The 20,360-nt window shown below is 69.4% G+C and carries 23 protein-coding genes; 7 read left to right on the forward strand and 16 right to left on the reverse strand.

The genetic code is table 11. The features are described 5' to 3' along the window. Positions 1–14 precede the first annotated feature (14 nt). Positions 15–302, forward strand: a complete 288-nt coding sequence (locus tag AB0J46_RS16005; RefSeq protein WP_125630767.1) for an Lrp/AsnC ligand binding domain-containing protein — start codon at positions 15–17, stop codon at positions 300–302. Between the two features lie 267 nt (positions 303–569). Here the strand turns inward: AB0J46_RS16005 and AB0J46_RS16010 are convergent, their stop codons facing one another. From AB0J46_RS16010 to AB0J46_RS16025, 4 genes are read right to left on the reverse strand one after another with little or no spacing between them, the layout of a single operon-like run. Then, complete coding sequence (locus AB0J46_RS16010) at positions 570–2,228, reverse strand: ubiquinol-cytochrome c reductase cytochrome b subunit (RefSeq protein ID WP_364331779.1); 1,659 nt, start codon at positions 2,226–2,228, stop codon at positions 570–572. Further along, positions 2,225–3,343 (reverse strand): Rieske 2Fe-2S domain-containing protein, encoded by a 1,119-nt coding sequence (locus AB0J46_RS16015; RefSeq protein ID WP_364331782.1) that lies wholly within the window; start codon positions 3,341–3,343, stop codon positions 2,225–2,227. The genes AB0J46_RS16010 and AB0J46_RS16015 overlap by 4 nt, the downstream gene beginning before the upstream one ends. Continuing rightward, complete coding sequence (locus AB0J46_RS16020) at positions 3,340–4,149, reverse strand: c-type cytochrome (RefSeq protein WP_364331785.1); 810 nt, start codon at positions 4,147–4,149, stop codon at positions 3,340–3,342. The genes AB0J46_RS16015 and AB0J46_RS16020 overlap by 4 nt, the downstream gene beginning before the upstream one ends. A 14-nt stretch (positions 4,150–4,163) precedes the next feature. Then, complete coding sequence (locus AB0J46_RS16025; RefSeq protein WP_125630774.1) at positions 4,164–4,814, reverse strand: heme-copper oxidase subunit III; 651 nt, start codon at positions 4,812–4,814, stop codon at positions 4,164–4,166. Positions 4,815–5,021: 207 nt separating this feature from the next. On the opposite strand from AB0J46_RS16025, the gene AB0J46_RS16030 reads away from it, so the two are divergent. Together AB0J46_RS16030 and trpD are read left to right on the forward strand one after the other, a co-directional pair. Next, positions 5,022–5,420 (forward strand): hypothetical protein, encoded by a 399-nt coding sequence (locus tag AB0J46_RS16030; protein ID WP_352353671.1) that lies wholly within the window; start codon positions 5,022–5,024, stop codon positions 5,418–5,420. A gap of 6 nt (positions 5,421–5,426) precedes the next feature. After that, positions 5,427–6,473 carry an anthranilate phosphoribosyltransferase gene (trpD, locus tag AB0J46_RS16035; protein ID WP_364331788.1) on the forward strand — a complete coding sequence of 349 codons (1,047 nt, stop codon included), beginning with the start codon at positions 5,427–5,429 and terminating at the stop codon, positions 6,471–6,473. Positions 6,474–6,574: 101 nt separating this feature from the next. On the opposite strand, the gene AB0J46_RS16040 is transcribed toward trpD, so the two are convergent. The 4 genes from AB0J46_RS16040 to AB0J46_RS16055 all read right to left on the reverse strand — a co-directional run bounded on the left by AB0J46_RS16040 (position 6,575) and on the right by AB0J46_RS16055 (position 10,820). Then, a complete protein-coding gene (locus AB0J46_RS16040) occupies positions 6,575–7,774 on the reverse strand; it encodes an Ig-like domain-containing protein (protein WP_364331791.1) in 1,200 nt (399 codons plus the stop codon). A gap of 141 nt (positions 7,775–7,915) precedes the next feature. Next, complete coding sequence (locus AB0J46_RS16045) at positions 7,916–8,329, reverse strand: cytochrome c oxidase subunit 4 (protein ID WP_352353336.1); 414 nt, start codon at positions 8,327–8,329, stop codon at positions 7,916–7,918. Then, entirely contained in the window at positions 8,329–9,990 is a 1,662-nt protein-coding gene (gene ctaD / locus AB0J46_RS16050) for a cytochrome c oxidase subunit I (RefSeq protein ID WP_364331795.1), read from the reverse strand. The genes AB0J46_RS16045 and ctaD overlap by 1 nt, the downstream gene beginning before the upstream one ends. Next, entirely contained in the window at positions 9,987–10,820 is an 834-nt protein-coding gene (locus tag AB0J46_RS16055; RefSeq protein WP_364331798.1) for a cytochrome c oxidase subunit II, read from the reverse strand. The genes ctaD and AB0J46_RS16055 overlap by 4 nt, the downstream gene beginning before the upstream one ends. Positions 10,821–10,962: 142 nt before the next feature. Between AB0J46_RS16055 and AB0J46_RS16060 the strand changes: the two genes are divergently transcribed. From AB0J46_RS16060 to AB0J46_RS16070, 3 genes are read left to right on the forward strand one after another with little or no spacing between them, the layout of a single operon-like run. After that, positions 10,963–12,105, forward strand: a complete 1,143-nt coding sequence (locus AB0J46_RS16060) for an aminotransferase class V-fold PLP-dependent enzyme (protein ID WP_364331801.1) — start codon at positions 10,963–10,965, stop codon at positions 12,103–12,105. Then, positions 12,102–12,347: a sulfurtransferase TusA family protein gene (locus AB0J46_RS16065; protein ID WP_364331804.1), complete on the forward strand. Its 246-nt coding sequence runs from the start codon at positions 12,102–12,104 to the stop codon at positions 12,345–12,347. The genes AB0J46_RS16060 and AB0J46_RS16065 overlap by 4 nt, the downstream gene beginning before the upstream one ends. A gap of 54 nt (positions 12,348–12,401) precedes the next feature. Then, positions 12,402–12,830 carry a CBS domain-containing protein gene (locus tag AB0J46_RS16070; RefSeq protein ID WP_358294148.1) on the forward strand — a complete coding sequence of 143 codons (429 nt, stop codon included), beginning with the start codon at positions 12,402–12,404 and terminating at the stop codon, positions 12,828–12,830. A 53-nt stretch (positions 12,831–12,883) separates the two neighbouring features. On the opposite strand, the gene AB0J46_RS16075 is transcribed toward AB0J46_RS16070, so the two are convergent. Next, positions 12,884–13,870, reverse strand: coding sequence for a carbohydrate kinase family protein (locus tag AB0J46_RS16075; RefSeq protein ID WP_364331808.1), 987 nt, complete (start codon positions 13,868–13,870; stop codon positions 12,884–12,886). 108 nt (positions 13,871–13,978) lie between these two features. After that, positions 13,979–14,332 carry an iron-sulfur cluster insertion protein ErpA gene (erpA, locus tag AB0J46_RS16080; protein WP_049566397.1) on the reverse strand — a complete coding sequence of 118 codons (354 nt, stop codon included), beginning with the start codon at positions 14,330–14,332 and terminating at the stop codon, positions 13,979–13,981. A 157-nt stretch (positions 14,333–14,489) separates the two neighbouring features. On the opposite strand from erpA, the gene nadA reads away from it, so the two are divergent. Further along, positions 14,490–15,647 carry a quinolinate synthase NadA gene (nadA, locus tag AB0J46_RS16085; protein WP_364331811.1) on the forward strand — a complete coding sequence of 386 codons (1,158 nt, stop codon included), beginning with the start codon at positions 14,490–14,492 and terminating at the stop codon, positions 15,645–15,647. 98 nt (positions 15,648–15,745) lie between these two features. Here the strand turns inward: nadA and AB0J46_RS16090 are convergent, their stop codons facing one another. The 6 genes from AB0J46_RS16090 to AB0J46_RS16115 all read right to left on the reverse strand — a co-directional run bounded on the left by AB0J46_RS16090 (position 15,746) and on the right by AB0J46_RS16115 (position 20,340). Continuing rightward, a complete protein-coding gene (locus AB0J46_RS16090) occupies positions 15,746–16,345 on the reverse strand; it encodes an SIMPL domain-containing protein (RefSeq protein WP_364331814.1) in 600 nt (199 codons plus the stop codon). 78 nt (positions 16,346–16,423) lie between these two features. Next, positions 16,424–17,767 (reverse strand): alpha/beta fold hydrolase, encoded by a 1,344-nt coding sequence (locus AB0J46_RS16095; protein WP_364331817.1) that lies wholly within the window; start codon positions 17,765–17,767, stop codon positions 16,424–16,426. Positions 17,768–17,792: 25 nt separating this feature from the next. After that, positions 17,793–18,350, reverse strand: coding sequence for a hypothetical protein (locus AB0J46_RS16100; protein ID WP_364331820.1), 558 nt, complete (start codon positions 18,348–18,350; stop codon positions 17,793–17,795). 6 nt (positions 18,351–18,356) lie between these two features. Continuing rightward, positions 18,357–19,256 carry a zinc metalloprotease HtpX gene (htpX, locus tag AB0J46_RS16105; RefSeq protein ID WP_358294153.1) on the reverse strand — a complete coding sequence of 300 codons (900 nt, stop codon included), beginning with the start codon at positions 19,254–19,256 and terminating at the stop codon, positions 18,357–18,359. A gap of 5 nt (positions 19,257–19,261) precedes the next feature. Next, a complete protein-coding gene (locus tag AB0J46_RS16110; protein ID WP_352323076.1) occupies positions 19,262–19,540 on the reverse strand; it encodes a hypothetical protein in 279 nt (92 codons plus the stop codon). Further along, on the reverse strand, positions 19,537–20,340 hold the full coding sequence (locus AB0J46_RS16115) for a PspA/IM30 family protein (RefSeq protein ID WP_364331825.1): 804 nt from the start codon (positions 20,338–20,340) through the stop codon (positions 19,537–19,539). The genes AB0J46_RS16110 and AB0J46_RS16115 overlap by 4 nt, the downstream gene beginning before the upstream one ends. Positions 20,341–20,360 lie beyond the last annotated feature (20 nt).

A 20,360-nucleotide genomic window follows, 5' to 3' on the forward strand; every position in this document is an offset into this window, starting at 1 on the left:
GATACAGTTAATACATGGTCACGGCAATCGTCCACATCAAGGCCGAGGTAGACCGGATCCCGGAGGTCGCCCAGACGATCGCCGAGATCGACGGGGTCAGCGAGGTCTACTCCATCACCGGCGAATGGGATCTGCTCGCCATGGTCAGGGTCGCCCGCTACGAGGAGGTGGCCGAGGTCATCCCCGGGCGGGTCAACAAGGTCGACGGCGTCGAGCACACCGAGACGCACATCGCCTTCCGCACCTACTCCAGGCACGACCTCGACGCCGCCTTCTCGATCGGCTTCCCCGAATCCGACTGACCCGCTCCCCCGCGGTTCCCCCGTAAGCCCCCGCACCCGCTTCCACGTCGGCGTCTGCGTCCGCTTCCGCTTCTGCGTCCGTCTCGGGTGCCCGCATTGGGTGCCCGCCTTGGGCGTCCGTCCTTGGTGTCCGTCTTCTGGGCCCGGCCGTTCTTCGGCCGGCCCCGGCGCGTTCCCGGGCCCGAGCCGTCCTCGGCCGGTGGGTCGGAACGCGGAAAGGCCCGGACGGGGAAACCCCGTCCGGGCCGATCTCGATCAGGCGAAACCCTAGTGGGTGAGGCTCCGGTCGTCGCCGGAACCGATCGCGGCGTGCTCGCCGTGCTCCCCGTGCTCGCCGTGGTGCCCGTCGTCGAGCGGGATCTTCTCCCCGCCGTACGCCTTGGACATCCGGCCGCGGAGCTTGCCGAGCGGGCCGCGCATGCCCTTGGGCGGGATGCCGGAGGCGTCCTCGTCCACGGGCAGGGCCGGCACCGCCTCCTTGCCCCGCATGTGGGCCTCGAGGTCGTCGGACGGCGGCGTGTGCACCTCGATGAACTCACCGTGCGGCAGCCGCTTGATGACACCCGACTCCACACCGTGCCCGATGACCGCGGCGTCGCTGCGCTGCAGGCCGAGGCACATGCGGTAGGTGATCAGGTAGGCCAGCGCCGGCCCCACGAACACCAGCACCCGGCCGATGTACGTCGTCCAGTTGAGGCTGATGTGGAAGTTGGCCGAGATCTCGTCGTTGGCGCCGAGCAGCCACAGCACACCGTAGAACGTCATCGCCGAGATGCCGATCGCGGTGCGGTGGGGGTTGTTGCGCGGACGGTCGGCGACGTGGTGCTCGCGGTTGTCCCCGGTGACCCACCGTTCGATGAACGGGTAGAGCGCGAGACCGGTCATGATGATGCCCATCGGCACCAGCGCCGGGATGATCACGCTCAGTGGCAGCGTGCCCGCGTGGGCCGTGCCGAACAGGTTCCACTCCCACGGCGGCATGAGCCGCAGCGAGCCTTCGAGGAAGCCCATGTACCAGTCGGGCTGCGAACCGGCGGAGATGTCCGCCGGCGTGTACGGCCCGAACAGCCAGATCGGGTTGATCTGGGCGAACGTCGCCAGCCCCGACACCACGGCGAGCGTGAACAGGAAGTAGGCGCCCGCCTTGGCCATGAAGGCCGGGTAGAACGGCGCGCCCACCACGTTCTTGTTGTTCCGCCCCTTGCCCGGCATCTGCGTGTGCTTCTGCACCCACATGAGCACCATGTGGGCCGAGACCAGCGCCAGCAGGATGCCCGGGATGAGCAGGATGTGCAGCGAGTAGAACCGGGAGATGACGTCCCCGCCCGGATACTCCCCGCCGAACAGGAAGAACGTGATGTACGTGCCCACCAGCGGCAGCGAGATCGCCACACCCTCGGTGATCCGCAGACCGGCGCCGGAGAGCAGGTCGTCGGGGAGGGAGTAGCCGGTCAGACCCTCGGCCAGCGCCAGGGTCAGCAGCAGCACGCCGATGATCCAGTTGAGCTCGCGCGGCTTGCGGTAGGCGCCGGTGAAGAACACCCGCAGCATGTGCACCGTCATGCCGGCCACGAAGAGCAGGGCCGCCCAGTGGTGCATCTGCCTCATCAGCAGACCACCCCGGACGTCGAAGCTGATCTCCAGCGACGACGCGTAGGCCTCCGACATCATGACGCCCTTGAGCGGCGCGTACGAGCCGTCGTAGGCGATCTCGCCCATGCTCGGCTTGAACCACAGCGTCAGGAACGTACCGGTGAGCAGCAGGATGATGAACGAGTAGAGCGCGATCTCACCCAGCAGGAACGACCAGTGGTCAGGGAAGATCTTTCGCAGGTTGCGCTTGAGGAAGTTCGCCCCGCCCAGACGCTCGTCCAGGAAGGTCGACGGCCCGGCGATGGCCTTCGGTACGGCGTTCAGGTCGCTCATGCCTGGCCTCCCTTCTCCCTGGCCTCGGCCTCGGCGTCGCCGCGCTCCCAGTAGCTGGGACCGACGGGCACGTTGAAGTCACCCTGGGCGATCAGATAGCCCTCGCCGTCGACGGTGATGGGCAGCTGCGGCAGCGGCCGGGCGGCCGGGCCGAAGATGACCTTCGCGCCGTCGGCCGCGTCGAAGGTCGACTGGTGGCACGGGCACAGGATGTGGTGGGTGGTCTGCTCGTAGAGCGCCGCCGGGCAGCCGACGTGCGTGCAGATCTTGGAGTAGGCGACGATGCCGTCGTGCGTCCAGTTCTGCTTGACGCCGCTCTTGAGCTCCTCCGGACGGAACTTGATCAGGATCAGCGTGGCCTTGGCGAGCGCGTTGAGGTCGTGCTCGTAACCCTCGGGCACCACCGACAGGATGCCGCCGGGCGAGTTGAAGTCGGCCGCGCGGATCGGCTGGCCGGTGCCCTCGACGACCAGGCGCAGCGGCTTGCCCTCCTTGGTCTTCTCACCCCAGACCGTGTGGCGCAGCAGCTTGTTGAACTTCGCGCCGGGCATCTTGGAGTTGTCCAGGTCGCGCAGCAGCACCAGCGGCACCAGGCCGAGGGGCGCGGCGGCCAGCAGCAGCGTGCGGCGCATCAGCTTGCGCTTGACGAAGCCGCTCTCGTTGGCGCCCTGCAGGAAGGTCTCGGAGACGACCTCGCGGTCGTCCTCGTCGGAGGCCATCGTGTGGCGCTCCTGGACCAGCGCGTACTTCGGCATCATCTGGCGGACCCAGACCACGATGCCGACCGCGAGGCCGAGGACGGCCAGGGTCAGCGTGCCGCCGAGGGCGAGGTTGGAGACCCCCGTCGCCTCGGGGCTGCCGACCTGGAACACCACGTAGGAGATGAGGAAGGCGATGCCGGCCAGGAAGGTGATCGCGAAGCAGAGCGCCACGATCTTCTCGGCCTTGCGGGCCTTGGCCTCGTCCGGCAGCGTCACGCCCGGGACGTCGCGCTCGGCGGCGTCCGCTTCCTTCTCCGCGGCGCCCAGCATCGACGTGCCGGGCGCGGGAGTGCCGATGACGCGCTTGGGCACGCGTTCGTCCGGCTGCTCGATCTCGTGCTCGTTGTCTGTCATGACTTCTGTCGCTTCTTCGCGGTGATCCAGATGGCGGCGAGGGCTAGGGCGGCGATGCCTACCACGAACGCTACGAGACCTTCGGTGACCGGGCCGATGCGCCCGAGGCCGAACCCTCCGGGGTCCTTCTGCTCACGGACCTGGGTGATGTACGCGATCATGCTGCGCTTCTCCTCAGGCGTGATCGTCGAGTCGTTGAAGACCGGCATCGCCTGCGGGCCGGTGATCATCGCCTCGTAGATCTGCGTCGGTGAGGACTCGTTGAGGTTGGGCGCGTACTTGCCCTGCGTCAGGGCACCGCCGGCGCCCGCCCAGTTGTGGCACTGGATGCAGTTGGCCCGGAACAGCTCGCCGCCCTTGCCGGCGTCACCGAGCTTCGGGTCGACCTGCTCCTTGCCCGGGACCTGCGGGCCGCCGCCGAGCGACTGCACGTAGGCGGCGACCTGACGGGTCGTCTCCTCGGTGACCCAGTGGGCCGGAGGCTTGCGAGGCGCCTGCGGGCCGGGGTTGGCGGCGGGCATGCGGCCGGTGCTCATCTGGAAGTCGACCGCCGCGGCGCCGACGCCGACGAGCGTGGGTGCGGTGTTGGTGCCCTCCGCGTTCATGCCGTGGCAGCTCGAGCAGTGGGCCACGAACAGGCTCTTGCCCTCGGCCACGTCGTCGACCTTGCCTGCCGCCAGCGCCGCGTCGGCAGGCTTGCCCGCCTGGACAAAGGCGGCGTATACCATCCCGACCAGCGCCAACGCCAAAATCAGGACGGCGTATCTCGCGAGGGGATGCCGCCGCCAAGCGGTGATCCTAGTCACAGAGATCCCGTTCCTTAACGAATGATGTAGATGGTCGCGAAAAGACCGATCCAGACGACGTCTACGAAGTGCCAGTAGTAGGACACGACGATCGCGCTGGTGGCCTGCTCATGCGTAAAGCGCTTCGCGGCGTACGTGCGTCCCAGCATGAACAGGAACGCGATCAGGCCACCGGTCACGTGCAGGCCGTGGAAGCCCGTCGTCAGGTAGAACACCGAGGTGTAAGCGTTGGCGGACAGGGTCGCGCCCTCTGACGCCAGCTCGCCGTACTCGTACAGCTGACCGGCGACGAAGATCGCGCCCATCAGGAAGCTGACGATGTACCAGAAGCGGAGCTTGCCGACCTGCCCCTTCTCCGCGGCCCACACGCCCAGCTGGCACGTCACACTCGACAGGACCAGGATGATCGTGTTGACCGTCGCGAACGGGATGTTCAGGTGAGCGCCTTCTGCCTCAACGCCTGCAGGAAGGAAGGCAGGGCCCCACTCGATGCCCTTCCCCTCGCTCACCGACCGGATGGTGAAGTACATCGCGAACAGCGCCGCGAAGAACATGAGCTCAGAGGACAGCCAGACGATCGTCCCGACACTGACCAGGTTCGGCCGTCGGTACGACTGTGCTGTCGTCGTCGAAGTTATTGCGGATGCTGTCGCCACGGGCAGCATTATTGCGGCTCCGGTGTTCGGTCCGGCCAACGACCCCCCGTTAGGAGGAACAAACCGGCCATCAACCTGGGATAATTGGGACAAAACGCCTGTCAGACCCGGTGGCCTGGGATTGCATCCCGGCGCAACGGTACGATCCAGGTGACCATACAGCTTCGACCGATAGTGAGCGCGACAGTGACGTCCTCTGGGAGCACCGACGACACGATGAGGGTCCTCGTCTACAGCGACGACGCGACCACCCGGGCCGAGGTCCGCCAGGCGATCGGCCGGCGGCCGGCGGCCGATCTGCCCCTCGTCGAGATCATCGAGTGCGCCACCGAGCCCAAGGTCCACCAGTGGCTCGGCTCCGGCGAGATCGACGTGGCGGTCCTCGACGGCGAGACCCAGCCCGCCGGCGGCATGGGCGTCTCCCGTCAGGCCAAGGACGAGGTCTACGACTGCCCGCCCGTCTGCCTGATCATCGCCAGGCGCGACGACCGCTGGCTGGCCGAGTGGTCCAAGGCCGACGCCGTCGTCCCGCAGCCCATCGAGCCCATGGTCCTGGCCGACACCGTCGCCGACCTGATGCGCCGCCGTTCCGCCACCCGACTCAACGCGAAGTAGGTGCCCATGGACTCCCGGACGACCTGGCCTGCCCTGTTCTCCGCGCTCCTTTCCGGCGAGCACCTGTCGGCCGACGAGACGGCCTGGGCGATGCGGGAGATCTTCTCGGGCAACGCCACCTCCGCCCAGATCGCGGGCTTCGCGCTGGCCCTGCGGGCCAAGGGCGAGACGGTAGCCGAAGTGGTGGGCCTGGCCCGGACGATGCTGGAGTTCTCCACGCCGCTGACCGTCGAGGGGCCCGTCCTCGACGTCGTCGGCACGGGCGGCGACCGCGCCCACACCGTCAACGTCTCCACCATGGCCGCCATCGTGGCCGCCGCGGCGGGGGCCAGGGTCGTCAAGCACGGCAACCGCTCGGCCTCCTCGCTGTGCGGGGCCGCCGACGTCCTGGAGCACATGGGCATCAGGCTCGACCTGACGCCGGAGCAGACCGCGCGGGTGGCGCGCGAGGCGGGCATCGCCTTCTGCTTCGCGCCCGTCTACCACCCGGCGCTGCGGTTCGCCGGCCCGGCGCGCAAGGAGATCGGCGTCCCGACGGTCTTCAACTTCCTGGGCCCGCTGACCAACCCGGCCCGGCCCAGCGCCCAGGCCATCGGCGTCTACGACGCCCGCATGCTGCCCGTCATCGCCGGCGTCTTCGCCGAGCGCGGCGTGTCCGCCCTGGTCTTCCGCGGCGACGACGGGCTCGACGAGCTGACCATCACCGGCACCTCCACGGTGTGGGTGGTCCGCGACGGCACGGCCACCGAGGCCAGGTTCGACCCCGCGATCCTGGGCATCCCCCGGGCCGACGCGAACGCGCTGCGCGGGGGCGACGTGCAGTTCAACGCCCAGGCCGTGCACGACGTGCTGGGCGGCAAGAAGGGGCCGGTGCGCGACGCCGTCCTGCTCAACACCGCCGCCGCGCTGGTCGCCCACGACGGCGCCGGCGACGACCTCGACACGGCGATGATCAAGGGCTACGAGCGCGCCACGCAGGCGATCGACTCCGGCCTGGCCGCCGACACGCTGCGCCGCTGGATCGAGGTCAGCAGCTCCTACCGCCCGTCGTGACCGTGAGCGCGCCCCTGAGGCGCGCTCACGTCCTTCGGCGGTACGTCGGTGCCCCAAGGCCCCGGTAGAGCCTCCAGGGCCTGCTCAGGGCCGGGTGGCGGTCAGAAGGTGATGCTCGGGCCGTCCTTGAGCGTGCTCCACTTGAGCCAGTCCTTCCAGTTCTCCTGCCAGTGGCCCCACCCGTTGGTGGGCTCCAGCTTGCGCGGCGAGCCCGTGATGATGATCGGGTCTCCGATCAGGGTGTTCTTGATGAACCAGGCCGCGTTCTCCGGGCTGACGTTCACGCAGCCGTGGCTGACGTTGGAGTTGCCCTGCGAGCCCACCGACCAGGGCGCGCTGTGCACGTACTCGCCGCTGTTGGAGATGCGCACGGTGTTGTAGACGGTGAGCTGGTAGTAGCCCGACTGGCCCGGGCCGATGCCGGGCGAGGTCATGACGGTCACCGCCTCCCGCGACATCGCCAGGTGCACGCCCGAGGTGGTGTAGTACTTCCACTGGCCGCCCTGCCCGGCGCTCATCGGCATGGTGCGGATGCGCTTGCCGTCCCGGCGGACCGTCAGCACGTGCTCGTCGGTGCTGCCGCGGGTGATCTGGGAGCGGCCGATCTTGAAGTCGAGGGTGACGTCGCGCTTGCCGTACAGGCCGGGGCCGCCGCGCACGCCGGCCAGCTTCGCCTCCAGCCGCACCTTCGTGTACGCCGGCCAGTACTCCTCCGGCCGGAAGTCCACATGGCTGTCGTCGAACCAGTGCCAGGCCCCGTCCACCGGCTTGGAGCTGCGGATGGTCAGGTTGCGCTCGACGGCCACCCGGTCGCTCACCGGTTTGTCGAAGGCGATCATGACGGGCATGCCGATGCCCACCGTCAGCCCGGTGTCGTCCTTGTTGGGAGTGATCGTCTGGATGTCGAATGTCTTGTCGCCCTTGACCGTGGTGAACGTGCTGGAGGTCTCGCTCTGCTTGCCCGAGGCGTCCACGCTGACGACGGTGACCGTGTAGCCGGCGCTCGGCCGGGCGGTGGTCGTGCTGCGCCAGCGGGTGCCGTCACCGCTCAGGACGCCCTTCAACCGGCCCGCCTTGCCGCCGTCCACCCGGACGCTCTTGATCGTGCCGCCGTGCGCGGACACCACCACGGGCTGGTCGGTGGCCACGTTCACGGCCTTGTCCTGGGGCGTGACGCCCACCGCCGGCTGCCGCGCGACCGCGGTCAGCTCCTTCGTCTCGTTCGCCGTGCCGCTCAGCGAGCACGCCGTGAGCAGCGCCAGGGCCAGCAGGCCGGCCGATCCATTCGCCACGCGTCTCACGAGTGACCCCCTCGCCCAAGATCCAACCTTCTCCTCCCTTATTACCCTGAGTGATCTATTCACGACATCCGTGACCTGGTAAAGAACACGAAAAAGCGGGCGTCCTCCCCTATGGGAAGGACGCCCGCTTCGAGCCGCTTGTCAGTGCGAGAAGTTGCCCCGGTAGTACTGGAACACGAACCCGATCATGGCCATGATGATCAGGAACACGCCGATCAGGAACATCCAGAAGCCGATCACGAACCCGGCGAAGGCGAAGGCCGCCGCCAGGCACAGGAACAGCGGCCACCAGCTGCTCGGGCTGAAGAAGCCGATCTCGCCGGCGCCGTCGCTGATGTCGGCCTGCTTGTCGTCCTCCGGCTGGGCGCCGATGCGCCGCGCGGTGAACATCAGGTAGTAGCCGACCATGAACGCGAACCCGACCGAGATCGCCATGGCGGTGGTGCCCACGGGCTCACCGTGGCCGGTCGCGGCCTTGGTCCAGAACCAGTAGCCGACGTCGACACCGGCGAAGAACAGGCCGCACAGCAGGAACAGCCAACCCTGGACCTTCATCAGGCCTCCACCTCCTGGGCGGACTTGGCGGACATGTGCGGGTAGTGCAGGTCGAACGCCGGGCGCTCGGACCGGATGCGCGGCAGCGAGGTGAAGTTGTGCCGCGGCGGCGGGCAGGAGGTCGCCCATTCGAGCGAGCCACCGTAGCCCCACGGGTCGTCGACGGTGACCTTGACCCCCGACCGCCAGGTCTTCCAGACGTTGTAGAAGAACGGCAGCGTCGAGGCACCCAGGATGAACGCGCCGACCGACGAGATCATGTTCAGGTCGGTGAAGCCGTCGGCCGCGCTGTAGTCGGCGTACCGGCGGGGGAAGCCGACCATGCCCAGCCAGTGCTGGACGAGGAAGGTGGTGTGGAAGCCGATGAACAGCAGCCAGAAGTGCACCTTGCCCAGCTTGTCGTCGAGCATCTTGCCGGTGAACTTGGGCCACCAGAAGTAGAAGCCGGCGAACATGGCGAACACGACCGTGCCGAAGACCACGTAGTGGAAGTGGGCGACGACGAAGTAGGTGTCGCTGATCTGGAAGTCCAGCGGCGGCGAGGCCAGGATGACGCCGGTCAGGCCGCCGAGCAGGAAGGTGATCAGGAAGCCGACGGAGAACAGCATCGGCGACTCGAAGGACAGGTGACCCCGCCACATCGTGCCGATCCAGTTGAAGAACTTCACGCCCGTCGGCACCGCGATGAGGAACGTCATGAACGAGAAGAACGGCAGCAGGACCTGCCCGGTCGGGAACATGTGGTGCGCCCAGACCGTGATGGACAGACCGGCGATCGCGATGGTGGCGCCGACCAGGCCGATGTAGCCGAAGATCGGCTTACGGCTGAAGACCGGCAGGATCTCGGTCACGATGCCGAAGAACGGCAACGCGATGATGTACACCTCGGGATGGCCGAAGAACCAGAACAGGTGCTGCCACAGGATCGGCCCGCCGTTGGCCGGGTCGAAGATGTGCGTGCCGAGCTTGCGGTCGGCCTCCAGCGCCAGCAGCGCGGCGGCCAGCACGGGGAAGGCCATCAGCACGAGCATGCTGGTCAGCAGGACGTTCCAGGTGAAGATCGGCATGCGGAACATGGTCATGCCGGGGGCGCGCATGCAGATGATCGTGGTGATGAAGTTCACCGAGCCGAGGATCGTGCCGAGGCCCGACAGGGCCAGGCCCATGATCCACAGGTCGCCGCCGATGCCGGGCGAGTGGATCGCGTTCGACAGCGGCGTGTAGGCGAACCAGCCGAAGGAGGCCGCGCCGCCCGGGGTGAGGAAGCCGGACACGGCGATGACGCTGCCGAACAGGTAGAGCCAGTAGCTGACCATGTTCAGGCGCGGGAACGCCACGTCGGGGGCGCCGATCTGGAGCGGCATCAGCTCGTTGGCGAAGCCGGCGAACAGCGGCGTCGCGAACATCAGCAGCATGATCGTGCCGTGCATGGTGAACAGCTGGTTGAACTGCTCGTTGCTGGTGATCTGCAGCCCCGGCTGCGCCAGCTCGGCCCGCATGATCAGCGCCATGACGCCGCCGATCAGGAAGAAGGCGAACGACGTGATCAGGTACATGTGCCCGATGATCTTGTGATCGGTCGAGGACATCCACTTGGCGATGATCTGGCCCTTGGTGACGGGCCGGACCGGCGCCCGAAGCGGTTCTTGGATGGCGGTCACTGGGCACTCCCAGCCTGGGTCGCGATGTACTGGTCGAACTCAGCCTGCTTGACGAGCTTCACCGAGAACAGCATCCGGCTGTGGTCGACGCCGCACAGCTCGGCGCACCGGCCGGCGTAGACGCCCACGCGGTCGTCGCCGAGCGTCTTGATCTCGAACTTGCGCCCCGGGTTGCCCTCCGGGATGCCGGGGATGATGTCCCGCTTGAACAGGAACTCGGGCACCCAGAACGAGTGGATCACGTCGTCGGTCGAGAGGTCGAACTCGACCTTGGTGTTCGTCGGCAGGACCAGCTGAGGGCCCTGGTGGTAGTCGTGCACCGGCATGCCGGACACGGGCTTCGTCGCCTTGCCGTTGTAGGTCGTGGTGAAGCGCCAGCTCCACTGGTACGCCTCGACCTTGACCTTGACGGGCGCGTCACCCGCGACGTCCGTGAGGGCCTTGCTGTCGCGGGCGGTGAAGAAGAAGAACACCGAAACCATGACGAGCGGGACCACCGTGTAGAGGATCTCGATCGGCAGGTTGTAGCGCACCTGGGGCGGCAGTTCGGCCTTCCCCTTGCGCTTGCGGTGGAAGATCGCGGCCCAGACGATCAGGACGATGACGACGACGCCCGTGGCGAGTGCGGCGATCCAGGCCCCGTTCCACAGATGCTGAACGACCTTGGCCTGCTCGGTCACGCCCTCGGGCAGCAGGCCGTTGGACCAGTCGAACTTGGGAACGTCATTAGCACACGCCGTAGCAGTGGCCAGCAGCAACGCCAAAGCGGCGGCGCGCGGCACCCTGCGCCGGGCCAACGAACGCCGCGTCGTACGGCGAGTCGGACTCACGGATCGCCTACCCCACAGATGAAGCCCAAGAGTCTTTCCCTTGGGTGCTCGTATTTCCAAATGCACAGCTGATTGCAGACACATTAGCGTGCAGGTGTCCCGCCCTACCGCGCGACCCCTCGATGGCGCCGCAAGTGGGACGATGGGTCTCGTGGCGTATTTCGACGCGGCCTCGAGCGAGCCGCTCCACCCTCAGGCACGCGAGGCGCTGCTGGCGGCGATCGATGTCGGCTGGGCCGACCCCGCGAGACTGTACACCCAGGCCCGCCGCGCTCACCTGCTGCTGGAGCAGGCCCGCACGGAGGTGGCCGAGGCGCTCGGCGCGCGCCCCGACGAGGTGTCGTTCACCTCGTCCGGCACGCAGGCCGCGCATCTCGGCGTGCTCGGCACCCTACACGGCAGGCGCAGGGTCGGGCGTCATCTGGTCACCAGCGCGGTCGAGCACTCCAGCGTGCTGCACGCGGCCGGCGTGCACGAACGCGACGGCGGCACGGTCGAGACCGTGGGCGTGAGCCTGGAGGGGCGGGTCGACCTCGACGCGTTCGCCGAGGCGGTCGCGCGTCCCGGCACGGCGCTGGCCTGCCTGCAGACGGCCAACCACGAGGTGGGCACGGTGCAGCCGGTCGCCGAGGCCGCCGCCGCGTGCCGGGCGGGCGGGGTGCCGCTGCTGGTCGACGCCGCCCAGACGGCCGGCCGCATGCCGATACCGCCGGGCTGGTCGGTGCTGACCGCGAGCGCCCACAAATGGGGCGGCCCGGCCGGGGTCGGCGTGCTGGCGGTGCGCAAGGGCACCCGGTTCCGCTCGTTCCTGCCCGAGGACGAACGCGAGCGGCGGCGCGTCCCCGGCTTCGAGAACGTGCCGGGCATCGTGGCCGCGGCGGCGGCGCTGCGCGCGATGAGCGCCGAGGCGGCGCAGGAGCAGGCCCGGCTGTCCACGCTCGTCGCCCGGATCAGGGAGACCGTGCCGAAGGTCGTGCCGGACGTCGAGGTGATCGGCGACCCGGTCGGCCGGGCGCCCCACATCGTGACCTTCTCGTGTCTCTACGTCGACGGCGAGGCGCTGCTCACCGAGCTGGACAAGGCGGGATTCGCCGTATCGTCCGGAAGCTCGTGCACCGCTAGTACGCTTCGTCCATCGCACGTCCTCGAAGCGATGGGCGTGCTGACGCATGGGAATGTCCGGGTGTCGCTGCCCAGGGGCACGTCCGCGGCCGAGGTCGACCGGTTCCTGGCCGTGCTGCCCGATCTGGTGCGCCGCATCCGGCACGACGCAGGAGTCGCATGACCGAGGTAACTCAGCCGTCATTGACGATCGACGCGCTCGGGAAGAAGTGCCCGATCCCGATCATCATGCTCGCCGAGCAGATCAACCACGTGCCGCGAAACGCCGTGGTGGCGGTGCTGGCCGACGATCCGGCGGCCTACACCGACGTGCCGGCGTGGTGCCGGCTGAAGTCCCACCGCCACGTTGCCTCGTACGAGCTGCCCGAGGGCGGCTGGGCGATCCACGTGATGCGCAACTACTGACGGTTTGTGGGTAGGGCCCTCCCCTGACGGCACATCGACCATTCGGGGGAGACCATGGCCAAGGGGAACGAGACCGCCCGTGACGTGATGAGCACGGGCGCGGAGTGCATCGCCGCGCACGAGACGCTCGACCGGGCGGCTCAGATGATGCGCAGCAACGACGTGGGCGCGCTGCCCGTGTGCGGCCCCGACGACCGGGTGACCGGCATCATCACCGACCGCGACATCGTCATCAAGTGCGTCGCGGCCGGTCACGACCCCGCGCAGGTGACGGCGGGCGAGCTGGCGACCGGCCTGGTCTGGGTGACGGCGGACGCCACCGTGCAGGAGGCGCTGTCGCGCATGGAGCAGAACCAGATCAAGCGGCTGCCGGTGCTGGAGAACGAGCGCATCGTCGGCATGATCAGCGAGGCCGACCTCGCCCGGTGCCTGCCGGACGACCAGCTCGCCGAGTTCGTGCACCGGGTGTACGCCAAGCGCTGACACCCGTACGGGGATCGCCCCGCCACGCCTGCGGCGGGCGGGGCGTAGGCGTGTCAGGGGTGGTAGCAGCGCACCTGGCCGGCGATGTCGGCCGCCGCCTCGGCGCCGTAGGCGGCCGTGAAGCGCTCCAGGAAGACCTTCTGCCCCAGCTCGTACTCCTGGCCGCCGACGCGCTCCAGCACGTGCGTGGCCGTCAGGTTGCCGATCTGGCCGCAGCGCTCCAGCGGCAGGCCCCAGGCCAGGCCGGACAGGAAGCCGGCGCGGAAGGCGTCGCCGACGCCCGTGGGGTCGGCCTTGCCGCGCTCGGGGGCCGGGGCGACCTGGATGGACGGCTCGCCCTTACGGTCGATGACGGCGCCCTTGGGGCCGAGCGTGGTGACGCGGACGCCGACCCGGTCGAGGATCTCCTCGTCGGACCAGCCGGTCTTCTGCTCGATGAGCCCCTTCTCGTAGTCGTTGGAGAACAGGTAGGCGGCGCCGTCGACGAGCTGCCTGATCTGCTCGTCCTCCATGCGGGCGAGCTGCTGGGAGATGTCGGCGGCGAAGGGGATGCCGCGCTGGCGGCACTCGTCGGTGTGCCGCAGCATCGCGTCGGGGTCGTTGGGGCTGATCAGCACCAGGTCGAGGCCGCCGACCCGGGCGGCGACCGGCTGCAGCTCGATCAGCCGCGCCTCGGCCATCGCCCCGGTGTAGAAGGAGGCGATCTGGTTGTGGTGCTCGTCGGTGGTGCACAGGAAACGCGCGGTGTGCTGCGTCTCGGAGATGTGCACGGACTCGCAGTCGACGCCGTGACGCTCCAGCCAGGAGCGGTAGTCGGCGAAGTCGTTGCCGACGGCGCCCACCAGGATCGGCTTGAGGCCGAGACAGCCCATGCCGAAGGCGATGTTGGCCGCGCAGCCGCCGCGACGGATCTGAAGGTCGTCGACCAGGAACGAGAGCGACACCCGGTCGAGCTGCTCGGCGATGAGCTGATCGCCGAAGCTTCCTGGGAACGTCATCAGGTGGTCTGTCGCGATGGAGCCGGTTACGGCGATGCGCACGGGATTCTTCTTCCTCGTTGTCAGCAGGCCAATGAGCCCCACGAGAATACGCGAAGGTCCCGCTCGCACAAAGGCGGGCGGGACCCCACAGGCCGAAGCCGTGACCCCTTAGTTGAACGAGTCGCCACAGGCGCAGGAGCCGGTGGCGTTGGGGTTGTCGATGGTGAAGCCCTGCTTCTCGATCGTGTCGACGAAGTCGATGCTGGCGCCCATCAGGTAGGGGGCGCTCATGCGGTCGGTGACCACGCTGACACCGCCGAAGTCCGTCACCACGTCACCGTCCATGGAACGGTCGTCGAAGAAGAGCTGGTAGCGCAGGCCGGAGCAACCACCCGGCTGCACGGCGACCCTCAGCTGCAGACCTTCCTCACCCTGCTGCTCCAGCAGGCTCTTGACCTTCGCGGCGGCCGCGTCAGTCAGGATCAGGCCCTGCGTCGTGGTCTCGCTGCTCTCAACCGTCATCTGCTGACTCCCTAACCCGGCTGTCTGTTTCCGACGTCCTACTGATGACGCTACCAACACCTCGCCCATGCCACACATTCCCGGGTCCCCTACCCCCGGAATAACCACGTTCGTCCATGTGTCATAGTGAGTATCGTCAAAACGACGATAAGGGGGTATGGCGATGGCCACCCAGACTGGGCTGCCGCTCTTCGTCCTCGGGCAGGGCGCCGATCCGCACAGCGAGAAGGGCGTCGACTGCCCCGGCGAGCTGCCGCCCGCGTCCGACCCTGACCTGGTCGAACGCGCCCGCAAGGCCAAGGAGGCGCTGGGCGACCGCCTGTTCGTGCTGGGCCACCACTACCAGCGCGACGAGGTCATCCAGTTCGCCGACGTGACCGGCGACTCCTTCAAGCTCGCCCAGCAGGCCGCCGCGCGGCCCGAGGCGGAGTTCATCGTCTTCTGCGGCGTGCACTTCATGGCCGAGTCCGCCGACATCCTCACCGGCGAGGCCCAGAAGGTGGTACTGCCCGACCTCGCCGCCGGGTGCTCCATGGCCGACATGGCCACGTTCGACCAGGTGGAGGAGTGCTGGGAGGCCCTTGAGGACGCCGGTCTGGCCGGCGAGGTGGTCCCCGTCACGTACATGAACTCCAGCGCCGACATCAAGGCGTTCTGCGGGCGCAACGGCGGCGTGGTGTGCACCTCCTCCAACGCCAAGAGGGCGCTCGACTGGGCCTTCGAGCAGGGCCGCAAGGTGCTGTTCCTGCCCGACCAGCACCTCGGGCGCAACACGGCGGTGCTGGAGATGGGCATGTCCCTTGAGGACTGCGTGGTCTGGAACCCCCACCGCCCCGGCGGCGGGCTGACCCGCGAGCAGCTCGACCGGGCGCGGATGATCCTGTGGAAGGGCCACTGCTCGGTGCACGGCCGCTTCACGGCCGAGTCCGTCGACGACGTGCGCGCGCGCATCCCCGGCGTGACCGTGCTGGTCCACCCCGAGTGCCGGCACGAGGTGGTGCTCAAGGCCGACCACGTGGGCTCGACCGAGCACATCATCAAGACCCTCCAGGCCGCTCCCGCCGGGTCGAACTGGGCCGTCGGCACCGAGCTGAACCTGGTCAAGCGGCTGGCCACGATGTTTCCCGACAAGAACGTGTCGTTCCTGGACCGGACGGTCTGCTACTGCTCCACGATGAACCGGATCGACCTGCCGCACCTGGTGTGGGCGCTGGAGTCGCTCGTGCTGGGCGACGTCGTCAACCGGATCACGGTGGACGCGGACACCGCCCACTGGGCCAGGGTCGCGCTGGACCGCATGCTGGCGCTCCCGTAACGCCCTCCCCCGACGGGCCGGGCCCGTGGCGAGGAGCGCCCGCCCTCGCCGCGGGCCCGGCTGCGTTCCGGCTCTGTTCCGAGTCTTTTCCGGCGCGGTCAGACGAAGTCGTAGCCGACGCGGACGCCGACCGTCAGCGTCTGGCGGCCGGGGCTGACCGAGGACGCGCTCTCGGCCGCCGCGGCCATCGCGACCAGCGGCTGGGGGCCGCCCCTGACCTCCTCGGAGATCGACACGACCGGGCCGAGCGGGCGTCCGGCCAGCTCGGCGTAGTGGGCGGCCTTGGCGGCGGCGTCCCTGAACGCCCTCGCCCTGGCCTCGCCGAGCACCGACGCCGGGTCGGACAGCTCGAAGGTCACGCCGTTGAGCCGGGCCTCCTCGCCCACGCCGGCGACCGTGTCGATGACGGCGTCGGCCCGCGACAGGTCCCTGACGACCACCTCGACGCCCTGTGCCGCCCGGTAGGCGGAGACCTTCGGGTAGACCTCGTACTCGGGGCCGAGCGAGAGCTCGACCGTGCGCACGTCGTGGGCCGCGACGCCGGCCCCGGCCAGCGCGTCGGCCAGCCGGGCGGCGGCGGCCCTGACCGCCGTGAACGCCTCGGACGCCGACGCCCTGCGCACCTCGACGCCCGCCAGCAACCGCAGGACGTCGGGCGCGGCCTGCACGCTGCCCTCACCGACGACGGAGATGTCCACGCCTGCCCCCTAAGACTGGGTTCGCCTCGATCCTACGGGCGTGTCCTGCCCCCGCCCACGGCCGGTTCACACGGCGGTTCAGACAGCGTCGACGATCGCGCCCGGATCGTCCAGCTCGACCTGGTGCCCCGAGCGGGGCAGCAGCACCAGCTTGGCGTCGAGGCGGGCCGCCAGGCTCTGCCTGCGGGCGTCCCGGCCGCCCGCGCCGAGCACGGTGACCGGGATGTCGGGAAAGGGATGGCCGGCCCGGATGTCACGGAGGTCGGCGGCCATGTCGCGGCGGGCCAGCCACTCCCCCGCCACCGCCGCGGGCACCTTGCCCATCCGGTACACGCCGAAGGGGTCGCCCATGCCCGTGACCAGGCGGTGTGCCGGCGGCCCGGTCAGGCGGGCCAGCACGTTCGCGCCCCACGTGCCGCCGAGCGCGGGCAGCCACGCGCCCAGGACGGCGGCGAGCGCGAGCGGCCGGCGCACGGGCGGCGGGCTGGGGTCCACCAGGACGAGCTTGGCCACGCAGAGCGGGTGCAACCGGGCGAACGCCTCGGCGTGCCAGCAGGACAGGCCGTGCGCGACCAGGGTGACCTGGGACGGCTGCGCGGGGGCCAGCGCGGCCAGCCGGGCCACCTCGCCGTACAGGGTGGGCCGGTCGGTCGCGGGCGGGCTCAGGCCGAGCCCGGGACGGTCGAAGCGGACGACCCGGTGGCAGGCGGCCAGACCGGCGGCCACGGCGTCCCAGTGGAACCAGGCGCCCCCGAGGCCCGCCGTGATGAGCACGCCGGGGCCCGCGCCCTGGTCGAGGACGTGCGGAGGGCCGCAGGGGGCCTCCTCGTCGTCGTGGACGAGCAGCCTGAGCGCCACGTACACGACCCAGACGGCGACCATCGTGAGCTGGATCCGGTGGGCGACGCCGGCCAGCCGCCCGGCGGCCAGGGCGGCCAGCATGAGCCCGGTGGCTCCCACGTTCAGGCCGGTGAACAACCACGACACCCACGAGCGCCAGCGCGCGGAGAGCACCGCCATGGCGGTCAGCACGGCCGTCGTGGCCAGCGCGCCGGCCACCATGTGGAGCCGGTGCGAGACCGTCTCGCCGCGGCAGGCGGGGTCGCTGAGCACGGCGCAGTCGAGCGGAACCAGCCCGGAGACGACCGTCAGCAGCCCGAAGGCGGCCAGTGCCAGCCAGCCGGCCCACTCGCGCGCCACCCTGGGCAGCGTCGCCACCGCGGCCAGGCAGGCCAGCCCGGACAGCACGTCGCTGACCCGGAACAGGCGCGTCCACGGCTGGTCGCGGGCGGCCAGCTCGCTCACATAGCCGTCGGTCCTGTCCACGGCGGGCGTGGTGAACTGGCCGGTGATCCAGGCGCTGTAAAGCACGGCCGCCACGATGAGCGCCGCGGCCGCGGCGACGAACAACCTTCGCTCCACGTGATGATTAGAACACCATCCGTAGTCAAAGGCCCGGAGCACCCCATACCGGGAACCATCGGCCGAGGTCGGCCTCCAGTGGCAGCTCGCCGTCCAGGACGCCTCTGGCCTGCAGTTCGAGGGCGTTGTCGCGCCTGTTCCCGGGCAGCGGCGCGAACGGGTAGAACGTGCCGCGCTTGTACAGGTAGACCACCGCCAGCCGCCTGCCCGCCGGATCGGCGAACGACACCAGCGAGCACAGCAGCGAGGGCCCGAACCCGGCCGACTCCAGCGAGGAGTTGACCGCGTGCAGCTCGGTGACCAGGTCGCTGACGTCGTCCGGCGCGCGGCGGACCAGCAGCCAGGTGTAGCCGTAGCCGTCGTCGGACTCCTCGACGCGCCCGCCGAGCAGCGCCTTGACGTCGCTCTCCAGCGTGGCGAACGCGCCGCCCTCCGCGGCCCTGAACGACACCGAGCCGAGACCGGTGGGGACGAGACCGGTCGCGGCCTGGAGCGTCACGGCGGCGGACGGCAGCGCGAACAGCGCGTCGAGGTTGGGCTTGGCCGGCTTGGACCGGCCCAGCAGCGAGTCGAGCCAGCCCATGCGGCCTCAGCCCCTTCCGAGCTGTTTGGAGATGGACGCGAGGAGTTCGAGCCGGCGCTCCAGCGGCGGATGCGTGGAGAACAGGTTCGCCAGCGTCTCCCCCCTGGCCAGGGCCGGGGCGAAGTAGAAGGCGTTGAACGGCGCCGCCTCGCGCAGGTCGGTGGTCGGGATCCGGGCCATGTCGCCGGTGACCTTGGTCAGCGCGCTGGCCAGGGCCGACGGACGCTGCGTGAGCAGGGCTCCGGCCCGGTCGGCGGCCAGCTCGCGGTAGCGCGACAGGGCTCTGGTGAGCAGGAAGCTGACGGCGTACACGACGAGCGAGACGAACATGATGATCAGCCCGACCGGCACGCCGCCCTGGCCGTTGTCCCGGCGTCCGCCGAAGCCGGCATACAGGGCGAACCTCGTCATCAGCCCGGCGACGATGCCGAGGAACGAGGCGATCGTCATGACGGCGACGTCGCGATGGGCGACGTGCGACAACTCGTGCGCCAGGACGCCTTCGAGCTCCTGAGGCTCCAGGCGGCGCAGGATGCCCGTCGTCACGCAGACGACGGCCCGCTTCTGGTTACGGCCGGTGGCGAAGGCGTTGGGGACGTCGGAGTCGGCGATCGCCACCCGCGGCTTGGGCATGTCCGCCAGCGCGCACAGCCGGTCGATCAGGCCGTGGAGCTCGGGGGCCTCCTGTGGGGAGACCTCCCGTCCGTGCATCGCGAACAGGGCGATGCGGTCGGACAGGAAGTACTGCACCAGCAGCAGCCCCCCGGCGAGCACCAGCACGGTCAGCGCGCGCACGCCGAGGGCGATCAGCACGCCGACGAACGCCACGTAGAGCAGCCCCAGCAGGAACATCGTCACGACCATGCGGCGGGTCAGGCCGCTGTCGGACGCGAACCGCGTGCCCACGGGACTCAGCCCGGGATGAGGCCTTGGTCGCCCAGCATCTCCCGGACCTCCTCGATCGAGGCGTCCGCGGGGGGAAGGATCAGCTCTGACGGCTCAAGGCTGTCGTCGGGAAGCGCCTTGCCCACATGGCGCACCTTGTCGAGCAACGCGTGCAGCTTGACGCGGAAGGCCCCCTCGTCACCGGTCTCGATGGCGGCCTCGAGCTCGCTGTCGAGCTCGTTGAGCACCGCGATGTCGTCCGGCGAGATCTCGACCTGGCCCTCGCCCATGATTCTGACGATCATGCGTTCTCCCCGGGCTGACGCAGCTGCTGGGTGTGACCCTGCTGCGGCTGGGCCTGCTGCTGGGGCTGCCCCTGCTCGATGGCGCTCTTGGGCGCCGGGCCCTGGCCCAGCTCGGCCTTCATCCGGGCCAGCTCCAGCTCGACGTCCATGCCGCCGCCCATGCGGTCGAGCTCGGCCTGGATGTCGTCGCCGCGGGTGCCGCTGAAGTCGTCGAGCGCGCCACTGGCCAGCAGCTCGTCGATCGCGCCCGCGCGGGCCTGCATCTGCGCCGTCTTGTCCTCGGCGCGCTGGATCGCCAGGCCGACGTCGCCCATCTCCTCGGAGATGCCGGAGAACGCCTCGTTGATGCGCGTCTGGGCCTCGGCGGCGGTGTAGGTCGCCTTGATCGTCTCCTTCTTCGTGCGGAAGGAGTCGACCTTGGCCTGCAGCCGCTGGGAAGCCGTGGTCAGCTTCTCCTCCTCGGCCTGCAGGTTGTCGTGCTGGACCTTGAGGTCGGCCATCTGCCCCTGCAGATTCGACCGCCGCTGCAGGGCCTCGCGCGCGAGGTCCTCGCGCCCGACGGACAGCGCCTTGCGGCCCTGCTCCTCGTAGCGCCTGGCCTGCGCCTCCAGGCCGTTGATCTGCAGTTCTACCCGCTTGCGCGAGGTGGCCACGTCGGCCACCCCTCGACGCACCTTCTGCAGCAACTCGAGCTGCCGCTGATAGGAGTAGTCAAGCGTCTCGCGCGGATCCTCCATCTTGTCCAGGGCCTTGTTGGCCTTGGACTTGAAGATCATCGAAAGTCTCTTCATCACGCTCATGCGCGTCGGCCGTCCCCTTC

It is taken from the genome of Nonomuraea sp. NPDC049758 (assembly GCF_040674635.1).
GTDB lineage: Bacteria > Actinomycetota > Actinomycetes > Streptosporangiales > Streptosporangiaceae > Nonomuraea.